We start from the raw sequence: 11,970 nt of genomic DNA, 5'->3' as shown, positions 1-11,970 counted from the left end.
GCCGATGGCTCATCCCTATTGGCGGTAGCTTGCCAGGAAGTTGCCGAGCCGCTCGATCGCATTGCTGAGATCGCGTGACCACGGCAAAGTCACGATGCGTAGGTGATCCGGAGTGGGCCAGTTGAACCCGGTGCCCTGTGTGACCAGGATCTTCTCCGAGAGCAACAAATCGAGGACAAGCTGCTCGTCGTCCTCGATGTCATAAACTTCGGGGTCGAGCCGCGGGAACGTGTAGAGCGCACCCGCCGGCTTGACGCACGATACTCCCGGAATTTCATTGAGTTTGGTCCAGGCCACGTCACGCTGCTCGCGCAGGCGGCCTCCAGGAAGTACCAGATCCTCGATACTTTGGTGGCCGCCCAACGCGACCTGAATCGCGTGCTGGGCAGGGACATTCGGGCATAACCGCATATTCGCCAGCAGACTGATGCCCTCGATGAAGCTGCTGGCGTGGTCTTTAGGGCCGGTGATCGCCACCCATCCGGCGCGGTACCCGGCCACCCGGTAGGCCTTCGAGAGGCCATTGAACGTCAGGCACAGCAAGTCCGGAGCTACCGATGCCATGCAGATGTGTTTGGCATCGTCGTAGAGAATCTTGTCGTAGATCTCATCAGCTAACAGCAGTAGTTGATGCTTGCGAGCGAGATCAGCCATCTGGGTGAGGATTTCGCGACTGTAGACTGCGCCAGTCGGGTTGTTCGGATTGATCACGACCAGCGCCTTGGTGCGCTCGGTGATTTTCGATTCCAGATCGGCGATATCGGGTTGCCAGCCTTGGGTCTCGTCACACAGGTAGTGCACCGGCGTACCGCCTGCCAGTGATGTGGACGCCGTCCACAGCGGGTAGTCGGGCGCCGGGATCAGCACTTGGTCACCGTTGTCCAGCAGAGCCTGCAGCGTCATCGTGATCAGCTCGGAGACCCCGTTACCCAGATACACGTCGTCGACGTCGAGTCGCGGGAAACCCTCGACCAGTTCGTAGCGGGTCACCACCGCGCGCCGCGCTGACAGGATGCCCTTGGAGTCCGAATAGCCCTGCGCGTAGGGCAGCGCCTGAATCATGTCGCGCATGATGACGTCGGGCGCCTCGAATCCGAACGGTGCCGGGTTGCCGATATTCAGCTTGAGAATCCGGTGCCCTTCGGCCTCTAGCCGCGCCGCGTGCTGGTGCACCGGGCCGCGAATTTCGTAGAGAACATCCTGCAGTTTGGATGACTGGGCAAATATGCGCTGCCGCGGGTGATGCGCGGTGGTGTGCCACGGCAGCTGATGAGTAGTCACGTCAACCATACTGCCATGGCCGTCCAATTCGATTTGCTGGGCTCAGCGTTTACCGGGTGGACGCGCGCCGCGTGCGATGCCCAAACCCTTCACGGGTTGGGCCTTAGACGTGGCCGTGGCGTTGCGATCCTGCTGCTCGGATTGTGACTCGGGTTGCTGACTACCCTGTTGGCGGGCTTTTGACGGGGGCTCGGCGGCGTCTCCGGCGGGTTGTGCTGGGGCAGCGGCCTTCTTGGCGCCGGGCCGTTTGGCGCCGGCGGCAATACCCAGGCCCTTCACCGGCGCCCCGGGCGCTTTGGTCCCCGCTTGGGGTTTCTCCTCCGGTGCTGACGCGGACCCGGGTTGTGCTGGGGCGGCGGCCTTCTTGGCGCCGGGCCGTTTGGCGCCGGCGGCAATACCCAGGCCGGTGACGGCTTTGGCGGGCTTGTCGTGGGCCGGTGCTTCCGGTTCGGGGGTCTCCGGTCTGGCCGGTGCCGCCGGCGTGGTGGCCGCCTTGGGAGCAGGTTTCTCGGCCTGCTTGGCGGCTGTGCCCTTCGGCGGCAGCTGAACCTTGCTGCGGTCCAGTGACTCGAGCAGCAGTTGAGCGACGTCGCGCACGTCGACACCGTCGCGCCCGGCAGCCCCGGCGCGGTCGTCGACACCGTCGGTGATCATCACCCGGCAGAATGGGCACGCGGTGGCGACCGTGGTGGCGCCGGTAGCCAGCGCCTCGTCGACGCGTTCGTGGTTGATCCGCTTGCCGAGATGCTCTTCCATCCACATCCGCGCGCCGCCCGCACCGCAGCAGAAGCTGCGGTCGGCGTGCCGGGGCATTTCGGTCAGTCGTGCACCCGAAGCTCCGATCAGCTCACGTGGTGCTTCGTAGACCTTGTTGTGCCGCCCCAGGTAGCACGGGTCGTGGTAGGTGATCGACGTCCCGTCGCCGTCGACAGGCTTGACCGGGATCAGCTTCTTGTCACGCACCAGCCGGTTGAGCAGCTGGGTGTGATGCAGCACCGTGTAGTTGGCGCCCAGCTGCCGGTATTCGCGGCCGAGGGTGTTAAAGCAGTGCGGACAGGTCACCACAATCTTGCGGTCGACGGTCTCCACGCCCTCGAACACCCCGTCGAGCGTCTCCACGGCCTGCTGGGCCAGCTGTTGGAACAGGAACTCGTTACCGGAGCGGCGCGCGGAGTCGCCGTTGCAGGTTTCTCCGGCGCCCAGCACCACGAACTTCACCCCGGCGGCGGCCAGCAGTTCGGCGACCGCCTTGGTGGTCTTCTTGGCCTTGTCGTCATAAGCGCCGGCACAGCCCACCCAGAACAGATACTCGAACCCGTCGAAGCTGTCGACGTCCTGGCCGTAGACCGGCACGTCGAAGTCGACCTCGTCGATCCAGTTGGTGCGGTCGGCGGCGTTCTGGCCCCACGGATTGGCCTTGGTCTCCAGGTTTTTGAACAGCACCGACAACTCGGAGGGGAACTCCGACTGCATCATCACCTGGTAGCGGCGCATATCAACAATGTGGTCGACGTGTTCGATGTCCACCGGGCACTGCTCGACACAGGCGCCGCAGGTCACACACGACCACAACACGTCGGGGTCGATCACCCCGCCCTGCTCGGCGGTGCCAACCAGCGGGCGGCTGGCCTGCTCGGGACCAGAACCCGCCACCCGACCGAACCCGGATTCCGGTACGTGGTGGCCGCTATCGTGGGCAGCCGTGGGGTCGAAACCGTCAGCGGGCCGCTCTTTGTCACCCAACAGGTAGGGTGCCTTGGCCATCCAGTGGTCGCGCAGATCCATGATGACGAGCTTGGGGGAAAGCGGTTTGCCGGTGTTCCAGGCCGGGCACTGCGACTGACAGCGCCCGCACTCGGTACAGGTGGCGAAGTCCAGCATTGCTTTCCAGGTGAAGTCCTCGATCTTGCCGCGGCCGAATTCGGCATCGTCAGGCGGATTTTCGAAATCGATCGGCTTACCGTCGGCTTCGATCGGCAGCAGCGGGCCCAGCCCGTCGGGCAGCCGCTTGAACACCACGTTGATCGGTGCCACGAAGATGTGCAGGTGCTTGGAGTGCAACACGATGATCAGGAAGGCCAGCATCACCCCGATATGCAGCAGCAACGCCACGGTTTCCAGAGTCTCGTTGGCGGTATGGCCCAGCGGCTTGAGGATCGCGCCGAATAGCTGCGACAGAAACGCGGCTTTGCCATAAGGCAGGGTGCCGTTGTTCACCGCCGAGCCGCGGACCAGCACATAGGTCCAGATGACGTTGAAGATCATGAACAAGATCAGCCACGCGCCGCCGAGGTGCGAGCCGTAGAAGCGGGAGTCGCGGCCGTGTTCCTTTGGTTTGGTGCGCAGGCGGATGATCGCGAAAACGGTGATGCCGATGAACACGGCGGTGGCGAAGAAGTCTTGCAGAAAGCCCAGCACATCCCAGCGGCCGATGATCGGGATGTGAAAGTTGGGCTGAAACAGCAGGCCATAGGCCTCGATGTAGACCGTCAGCAGGATGAAGAAGCCCCACATGGTAAAAAAGTGGGCCAAACCGGGAACCGACCACTTCAGCAGCCGCCGTTGCCCGAACACCTCGGCCAGTTCGGTCCACATCCGGGTTCCCAGATTGGCAGTGCGACCGGTGGCCGGCCGGCCGGAGCGGATGAGTTTGACCAGCCAGCTGATCCGCCGGGCGGCGAACACCCCCACAACCGCGGTCATGCCCAGGCCGACGACCAGTCTGATCAGCGTTTGCGTGGTCACGGATCATCTCCCCAAATGCTCGCCACTTACAGCAACCAATTGTGTTGCTGGTGGGTAACTTGATCGCTTAGACCTGCCCATAGTGCCATCTTCGTGCTGTTTACCGCGACACGGGCTGGGCTAACCAGTTGTTGTGCTTTCCGTTTCGTCCCGGACGCATTGATGCGGGTAAGCGACCTCGACGGCGTGGAGCGGCGCTTTCCATCGATTCATCCACCATGGTCGGTGTTTGCTGGATGAGGATTATGATCGCCGGTTAAACGCCGTCAGAGCGACCTGTTCGGTCAGCAAGCGGCGGGCGTTCACAGCCCGGTCAATCCTCAACTTCCACTCGGTACCACTACCCGTGAAAATTTTTTTTCCTCGAAATATTTTTTCAATTCGCATATGAGCAATGACGGGCAGGTTTAGCGTGTTCTTAGGCAGGGCTCAGGCAGGTGGGCTGGTGGGTGAGAGGTGGGGTAGGTCATGGCTGGTGGTTCGCGGAGTCGGCGGCAGCGGCGTCGGGCGGGTGGGGATGCTCGTCGGCGGGTGGTGGTGCGTGGTTTTGGTGTGGGTGCGGCGGCTGCGGGGTTGATGGTGGCCGCGGGTGCTACCGCGCCGGGGGCGCGGGCCGACATTGTGGATGTGATCATCGATCCCATTATTGATCCGATGATGAGCGCGCTGAGTGCGGGGATGAGTGATCTGGGTGGGGCCGCCGCGGCGCTGGGTGTCGGGGGGCTGGCTGATGTGGGGTCGGCCACGTCGGTGTCGGTTGATCCGCTGGGCGGAGTGGATGCGGCGCTGGTGGGGGTGGTGCAAGACCTCAACAGTGTGGTGAACGGGGTGGCTCAGGATTGGATCACCAGCCCGATCGGGGGGCCTGTTGATGAGGTGATCAACACCCCGTTTGTGTTGTTGTTTGGCCGGGATTTGATTGGTAACGGGATCAATGATTTCACCGGGACTAATGATTCGCTGTTGGGTAGCTCGGGGTTGTTCGGCAATCTGGGGGATGGCGGGTTTTTGATCGGTAACGGCGGTATCGGGGCGACGGGGGTGATCGGGGTTGATGGGGGTGCCGGCGGGATTGGGGGGTCGGCCGGGCTGATCGGTGATGGGGGCGCCGGCGGCGCCGGGATTGCTGGGGGTGCTGGTGGTGCGGGGGGCACCGGTGGGTTGCTGCTGGGCGATGGTGGTGAAGGTGGCCCTGGCGCGGCCGCCGCCACCGCGGGTGAGGCCGGCGGGGCCGGTGGTGCGGGTGGTTCGGCGGTGTTGTTCGGTGACGGCGGCCCTGGTGGTGACGGTGGGGCCGGAATGAGCGGGGCGACCGGCACCACGGGCACAACCGGCACGGAGGGCGCGGCCGGGGCGTTGGGCACCAATGACGGTGCGGGCGGCGCCGGTGGGGCCGGCGGTGACGGCGGGGTCGGTGGCGCCGGCGGCGCCGGTGGGGCCGGTGGCGCCGGTGGGGCTGCGGGCTCGTTTATCGGTGATGGCGGCGCCGGCGGTAACGGTGGGGCCGGCGGTGACGGCGGGGTCGGTGGTGCGGGCGGCATGGGCGGCACCGGCGGGGCCGGGGCGAATGCGCCCACTAGTAGCGTCAGCGCCGAGGATGCGACCTCTAATGTCACCAGCGTGAACACTTCCACTACCGGTGGTGCCGGCGGCGCCGGCGGCACCGGGGGCAATGGTGGCGATGGTGGTGTCGGCGGGGCCGGTGGTGCCGGTGGCAACGGTGGTTCCGGCGGCATCTTCGGCCATACCGGGGGCGGCGGCGCCGGTGGTCCCGGCGGCGGCGGCGGGCCGCAGGGTGACGGCGGTACCGGTGGCACCGGCGGCGCCGGGGGCACAGGAGTTACCGGTGGTACCGGCGGAACCGGCGGTGACGGCGGCAACGCGGGGACCGACGCAGCCGGCGGACAAGGCGGGGCCGCCGGGGTCGGGTCACCCGATGGCAGCGTCGGTGTGAACGGCCCCAGCGGCACCGGAGGTAACGGTGGTATGGGCGGCACCGGTGGAGTCGGCGGCGCCGGCAGTCTGACCGGCGGGACCGGCGGTAACGGCGGGACCGGCGGTGCAGACAGCGGCAGCTTGAGCACCAGCGGGTTTGGCGGTTTCGCCGGGAATGGCGGTGCTGGCAGCGTCACCGGCGGCAATGGCGGTACCGGCGGCGCCGCCGGCGTCGATAGTGGCGCGTACAGTGTCGGCGGGCCCGGCGGGCCCGGTGGTGACGGCGGTGCGGGCGGTCTGACCGGCGGTAACGGCGGAACCGGTGGCGCGGGCGGCACGGTGACCGGTATTGACAGCAACGGCGGCAATGGTGGGGATGGCGGCTATGGCGGTGTGGGCGGCAGCGTCGGCGGCAACGGCGGGGACGGTGGTGCCGGCGCCAACGGCAGCGAGGGCGGCTCCGGCGGTGACGGAGGCTGGGGCACCTTCGGCGGCAATGCCACCTCGACGGACGGCACTGGCGGAACCGCCGGCACAGGCGGGGCTGGTGGTAACAGCGGTACCACTCCGGTCGTGGACGGTGCGCCCGGCGTGCCCGGTAACGGTCCGGTCGGCAACATCGGAGGCTCCATAGGGCCGGCCAGCGACGGCAACACCGCTCCCGGCGTCGGCGGGCTCGGCGGCAACTCGGCCGAGAACCCGGTGCCGGTCTACAACCCGCCACCGCCGGCGGCACCGGGGGCGAACCTGGCGTCGTAGCGGCTGTGGGCAGTGCCGATGCGTTCACCGTGCCGTAGCAGCCCGGTGACATGCACTGCACGAACGGAAGCCGCGGCCGCGCGCATCACCGAGGAGTCACCGATCGGCCCTGATGACCTGTGTCTGTCAGCCCAGATATAGCGGTTGTTTCACGTGGCCGTCGAACTCCGTCGGGTGGTGAATTGTGTTCGCGGCCATCGTGATCGGATCCCGCATCCGCAGCTGCCACCCGCAGTGCACGCCGGCGTGGGGACCGAGGTGGTCGCGCGGCATGAGCGCTCCGGTCGAGTTCGGCCAAGGCGCTGCTGAGCCCGGCTGAACAACGTCGGACTACGGCTGCATACCGGCCAGGTCAGCGCCTCACAGGCCGGGAGGCAGGGGAATCGCGGTCGGCAGCGGCGGCAACGTGATCTGCGACGGCGGGTTGAAGGCCCCCGGTGCAGCTGCGCTGGTGGTCGGCGTTGTGGTGGTCGTCGCCGTCGTGGTGGTCGTGGTCGTGGTCGTGGTGGTCGTGGTCGTGGTCGTGGTGGTCGTGGTGGTGGTCGTCGTCGGCGTTGTGGTGGTCGTCGTCGGCGCTGTGGTGGTGGTGGTCGTCGTCGGCGCTGGGGTGGTGGTCGGCGGGGTCGTAGCGGGCGCGATCGGCGCGGCGGTCGTGGTGGCGGGCGGGATGGTTGTCGTGGCCGGTGCCGACGGGGTTGTGGTGGCGGGTGCACCGCCGTGGTTGCCCCTCGACAGCACGACGACGCCGTAGCCGATCACCGCGATCAGAACCCCGACCAGTACGCCCCACCCGATCAGCGTCACGGGCTTGCGATACCAGGGGGTGGTTTGCGGCTCGGACTGCTCGGTGCCCTCCCCGTAATCAACGCCCGCACCGTATCCGGGCTCGGCGCCATAGGCGCTGTAGCCGGCCGCATACGCGGTCGGCTGGTCGCTGCTCTCCCGATAGTTAGCGGCGTACTGTGTCGGTTCGTCGTCGCCGTAACCGGAAGGGCCGTAGCCTGCCACGGCCGCTGATGGTATCGGCTCCGGTGCGGAAAACACCGTCGCCACGCGGGTGGTGTCGCGGTCGTTGCCGAGCTGTTGCGACGGAATACGGGGCGGCCGGGGTCAAAGACCGGGTGGCAGCGTGATCACGGTCGGCATCTGGGGCAGCGTTATCACCGAGGGGAGCGGGGGCAGCCTCGGAATCTCCTCCGGCAGGTGCGGGCGATGCGGAAGCTGCTCAGGTGGCCGCTGCGGCGGTTGTGTGACCGGCCCGGTGGCGGGTGGCGGCGGTGCCGGTGTCGTCGCGCTCGTCGGTGCGGTGGTTGTGGTCACGGGCGTGGTGGTTCTCGGTGTGGTCGTGGTCGTGCTGGTCGGACTCGGGGTCGGGGTGGGGGTAGGGCGGCTGGGACCCCCTTTAATGAGCTGGAGGATGCCGTAGATGATCAGCGCGATGAGGACCAAGACGAATAAGGCCCAGGCAATCAGCGCCCTGGGCTTGCGGTACCAGGGGAGGGGTTCCGGCTCGAACGGCTCGCTTTCGATCGGTCCGGCCGTTTCGCGCGGCAGCGCGCCGAAATTGGCGTGCTGAGTTGGCTGGTTGCTGAAGTCGTCCGGCGGGACGTTAGATGCCACGCACCCGATCGTACTGACTGCCGCAGGCCCAATGGTGAGCTTCGGCTCAAAGCTGGCGTATCACCTCGGCGGCGACCAGCTCGAGATGGTCCAGGTCTGACAGGTCGAGCAGCTGGAGGTAGATCCGTTGCACCCCGGCGTCGGCGACCGGCCCGAGCCGGTCAACGATTTCGGCCGGCGTGCCCACCAGCGGGGAGTTCACGCGCAGCTCAGCAACATCCCGCCGGATAGCATCGGCGCGGCGGGTGATCTCCGCATCGTCGCGTCCAGCGCATACGACGAACGCCGCCGAGTAGGTGATCGAACCCGGGGCGCGGGCCACCGATGCGGCCATGGTCTGAACGCGTTGGTATTGGTTGCGGATGGTTTCCAGTCTCGCGAACGGCACGTTGAACTCGTCGGCGAACGTCGCGGCGAGCTGCGGTGTCCGGTTGGCGCCCAGCCCGCCGATGATGATCGGTGGATGGGGCCGCTGGACAGGTTTGGGCAATGCGGGCGAGTCGTTGAGGGCGTAATGGGCTCCGGCGTAGTCGAACGTCTCCCCAAGGGGTGTCTTCCACAGCCCGGTGATGATCTCGAGTTGTTCCGTCAACCGGGCGAATCGTTCGCCCGCCGGCGGAAAGGGGATCCCGTAGGCCTGATGTTCCCGTTGGAACCAACCGGTGCCGAGACCCATCTCCACACGGCCGCCGGACATGGCGTCGACCTGGGCGACCGCGACGGCAAGCGGCCCGGGATGACGGAAGGTCGCCGACGTGACCAGTGTCCCGAGCCGGATCGAGGATGTCTCTCGGGCGATGGCGCCCAAGGTCACCCACGAATCGGTCGGTCCGGGCATCCCGTCGCCGCTCATGGCGAGGTAGTGGTCGGATCGGAAGAAACCCGAAAAGCCGAGTTTTTCCGCGGCCTGGGCGACCGCGAGCTGGTCGGTGTAGCTGGCGCCCTGCTGAGGTTCGATGAATACCCGGAAATCCATTAGCGTCAGGGTAAACCGCGTCAGTACGTGTCCACCTTGTCGAGGCTGACGAACATGCCGTGTCCGGTGCGGTCGTTGGTGAAGCGGGTGCCCTCGGCGGTGGCATCGATTGTCCAGCCCTGCGCGTCATACCTGCGATAGTCGATGGTGACGGTGGGTATGGCGCCGAGATTGCCCAAAACCCACTGCACGGTACCGTCGGCGGTGATGTTGACGCCGTTGGCGTGCACGCCATCCTCAATCGGGGAGTTGGTGAACGGTGCCTCGCAGCCGACGTTGTCGACCGCGATCTGGCAACGTGTCTGCCCGGACTTGGTTTCGATGAACACGTAACCGTTCTTATCAGGCTGAAGCGGAATCGCACCGGGTGGCGGGCTCGGGGCGGTCGGGGCCGGCGGCGGGGCCGGCCCGCGGGTCGGGTGGGACGGCGCGGCCGCATGCGGTGACCCCACCGGTTTGCCGTCGACGGTCACGCTGCATCCGCCCAGCAGCGCCGCGCCCGCCACCAGCAGACACCCGCAGCTGCGTGCGCGTTCACCACCACGAAGGATCAGCGACATATCAGAGCCAGCCTACGCAGTGTGTGACGCCAGTGACTGTAGTGACGCGCGCAGCCGTTGAGCCCAACGCTGCCCGGGAAGCTGTTAACCCCGATGGGTGGCCGGGGCCGGCTCGACAGCGCGCATCAGTTCAGCGGCGCGGTGCACGGCGGCGACGATGCCCTGGTAGCCGGTGCACCGGCAGAAGTTTCCGGACAGGCCCTCGCGGATCTCGGTGTCGGATGGGTGCGGGTTGGTGCGCAGCAGCGCGGTGATCGACATGACAAACCCCGGTGTACAGAAACCACACTGCAGCCCATGGCACTCGCGCAACGCCGACTGTACCGGCGAGAGTTCACCGTCCGGAGCGGCGATACCCTCCACCGTCGTCACCTCCATCCCGTCGACCTGTACCGCGAACAGCAGGCACGAACGCACCGCATCGCCGTCCAGCAACACCGTGCAGGCCCCGCAGGCGCCGTGCTCACAACCCAGATGAGTACCGGTCAGGCCGCACTTCTCGCGCAGGAAATCCGCCAGCGTCATCCGCGGTTCGACACTGGCTTCGGTGGGACGTCCGTTGATCGACAACCGGACGGGCTGTTCATGCATGGGTTGCCTCCCCGCCGGCTTCAGCGACGGCGTCGGTCCAGGCACGCGCGGTCATGACGGCGCCGACCCGAGCGCGGTACGATGCCGACCCCTGCAGGTCGGCGGGAACGTCGTCGAGACCGCTCATCGCCAGTTCGCCGATCTGCTTGGGGTCCAGCTCGCCAAGCGGCATGCCGAGAACCGCGGCCTCCGCCGCCGCCGCCCGCCGCGGCGTGGAACCCAAGCCCATCAAGCCGATCGCGCAGTGCGACACCCGGTCCTCCTCAAGCCGCACGGCAACTACTGACCCCGCGATAGCAAAATCACCATGGCGACGGGCGAACTCGTGGACACCGAAACCCGACCTGCTGTTGGACAACGGGAATCGGACGCCAGTCAGAACTTCGTCGGGCTCCAGCGCGGTTTCCCACAGTCCGGTGAAGAAATCAGCGGCTGCGATCTCCCGTCGCCCCCGCGGTGATACCGCTTCCATCACCGCGTCGAGTGTCAGTGCCACGGTTGGGTATTCGGCTGCCGGGTCGGCGTGTGCGATCGAACCGCCGAACGTGCCGCGGTTGCGGATCTGGAAATGCCCGACAAATGGCGTCACCCGAGTAAGCAGCGGCACCGCGGCGCTGACCTGTCGATCGGCTCCGACGGTCGCGTCGGTGGTCCCAGCCCCGATCCACAGCGCGTCACCCCGGCGCTCGATGCCTTTGAGCTCATCCAGCCGCGAGATGTCGATCAGGTGGTCGAAGAACGCCAGTCGCAGCGACAGCATCGGTACCAGGCTTTGTCCGCCGGCGAGGATCTTGGCGTCCTCGCCCAACTCGGCCAGCAGCGACACCGCCTCTTCGACACTATCGGGGCGGTGATAGTCGAACGCGGCGGGTTTCATGAGCTGCGCCGGCCCAGCAGCCACCCCATCACAGCGCCGACAAGCAGCCCGGCCAGCACCGGTGCTGCCCGTCTGGCGAGCGGCCCGGCGACCACCGACACGATCTTGATCGGCTCTGTTCCGCGGGCCGCTCCGCTCGATATCGGCTGCGCAGGTTGCGGTTGTGCGGCCGAATTGGCCTGCGACAGCAAGTCTTCCTCGAGACGCTCGGCGAACTGTGCGATGAGTTTGTTTGCCACATCGGCTAATACGCCGCGCCCGAACTGAGCGGCTTTGCCGGAAATGGTGAGGTCGGTGGTCAACAGGCAAGTTGTGCTGTCGCCGTCCTCCTTCAGCTCGGCGGTGACCACCGCGGCGGCGTTGCCCTGGCCACGAATCTCTTTGCCGCTGGCCCTGATCACCGCGCGGTGGGTTGAGCTGTCCTTGTGTTCGAAGACAGCTTTGCCTTTGTACTGCACCGTGATCGGGCCCACCTTGACCTTAACTGTGCCGGTGAACTCGTCCCCGTCAACACTGAGTACCTGCGCACCCGGCAAGCACGGCGCTATCCGCTGCACATCGGTCAGAACTTCCCAGGCCTGGCCCACCCGAACCGGAACACGGAACTCGTTGGTTAACTCCACTTG

11 protein-coding genes are annotated in these 11,970 nt (G+C 66.5%); 1 reads left to right on the top strand and 10 read right to left on the bottom strand.

Annotation, left to right across the window (positions count from 1 at the left end; translation table 11 throughout):
- Positions 1–15 precede the first annotated feature (15 nt).
- Entirely contained in the window at positions 16–1,290 is a 1,275-nt protein-coding gene (locus G6N08_RS04560) for a pyridoxal phosphate-dependent aminotransferase (protein ID WP_371868954.1), read from the bottom strand.
- A gap of 33 nt (positions 1,291–1,323) precedes the next feature.
- The gene (locus G6N08_RS04555) at positions 1,324–4,026 is read right to left on the bottom strand and encodes a (Fe-S)-binding protein (protein WP_163754813.1); all 2,703 of its coding nucleotides are present in this window, start codon (positions 4,024–4,026) and stop codon (positions 1,324–1,326) included.
- A gap of 468 nt (positions 4,027–4,494) precedes the next feature.
- On the opposite strand from G6N08_RS04555, the gene G6N08_RS21030 reads away from it, so the two are divergent.
- On the top strand, positions 4,495–6,720 hold the full coding sequence (locus tag G6N08_RS21030) for a PE family protein (protein WP_163754811.1): 2,226 nt from the start codon (positions 4,495–4,497) through the stop codon (positions 6,718–6,720).
- A gap of 126 nt (positions 6,721–6,846) precedes the next feature.
- Here the strand turns inward: G6N08_RS21030 and G6N08_RS04545 are convergent, their stop codons facing one another.
- The 8 genes from G6N08_RS04545 to G6N08_RS04510 all read right to left on the bottom strand — a co-directional run bounded on the left by G6N08_RS04545 (position 6,847) and on the right by G6N08_RS04510 (position 11,967).
- Positions 6,847–6,993, bottom strand: coding sequence for a hypothetical protein (locus G6N08_RS04545; RefSeq protein WP_163754809.1), 147 nt, complete (start codon positions 6,991–6,993; stop codon positions 6,847–6,849).
- 87 nt (positions 6,994–7,080) lie between these two features.
- A complete protein-coding gene (locus tag G6N08_RS20230; protein ID WP_174813250.1) occupies positions 7,081–7,728 on the bottom strand; it encodes an oligopeptide transporter substrate-binding protein in 648 nt (215 codons plus the stop codon).
- 102 nt (positions 7,729–7,830) lie between these two features.
- On the bottom strand, positions 7,831–8,340 hold the full coding sequence (locus tag G6N08_RS04535; RefSeq protein ID WP_163754807.1) for a hypothetical protein: 510 nt from the start codon (positions 8,338–8,340) through the stop codon (positions 7,831–7,833).
- 46 nt (positions 8,341–8,386) lie between these two features.
- Positions 8,387–9,316 carry an LLM class F420-dependent oxidoreductase gene (locus G6N08_RS04530; protein WP_163754804.1) on the bottom strand — a complete coding sequence of 310 codons (930 nt, stop codon included), beginning with the start codon at positions 9,314–9,316 and terminating at the stop codon, positions 8,387–8,389.
- A gap of 20 nt (positions 9,317–9,336) precedes the next feature.
- A complete protein-coding gene (locus tag G6N08_RS04525; protein ID WP_163754802.1) occupies positions 9,337–9,876 on the bottom strand; it encodes a hypothetical protein in 540 nt (179 codons plus the stop codon).
- An 84-nt stretch (positions 9,877–9,960) separates the two neighbouring features.
- The gene (locus G6N08_RS04520) at positions 9,961–10,467 is read right to left on the bottom strand and encodes a (2Fe-2S)-binding protein (RefSeq protein ID WP_163754801.1); all 507 of its coding nucleotides are present in this window, start codon (positions 10,465–10,467) and stop codon (positions 9,961–9,963) included.
- On the bottom strand, positions 10,460–11,344 hold the full coding sequence (locus G6N08_RS04515; protein WP_163756689.1) for an FAD binding domain-containing protein: 885 nt from the start codon (positions 11,342–11,344) through the stop codon (positions 10,460–10,462). Before G6N08_RS04515 ends, G6N08_RS04520 begins: the two co-directional genes overlap by 8 nt.
- Positions 11,341–11,967, bottom strand: coding sequence for an SRPBCC family protein (locus tag G6N08_RS04510; protein ID WP_163754800.1), 627 nt, complete (start codon positions 11,965–11,967; stop codon positions 11,341–11,343). Before G6N08_RS04510 ends, G6N08_RS04515 begins: the two co-directional genes overlap by 4 nt.
- Positions 11,968–11,970: the final 3 nt, after the last annotated feature.

This window comes from Mycobacterium botniense, from assembly GCF_010723305.1.
Classification (GTDB): Bacteria; Actinomycetota; Actinomycetes; order Mycobacteriales; family Mycobacteriaceae; genus Mycobacterium; species Mycobacterium botniense.
This window is presented reverse-complemented; position numbering and strand designations above follow the sequence as displayed.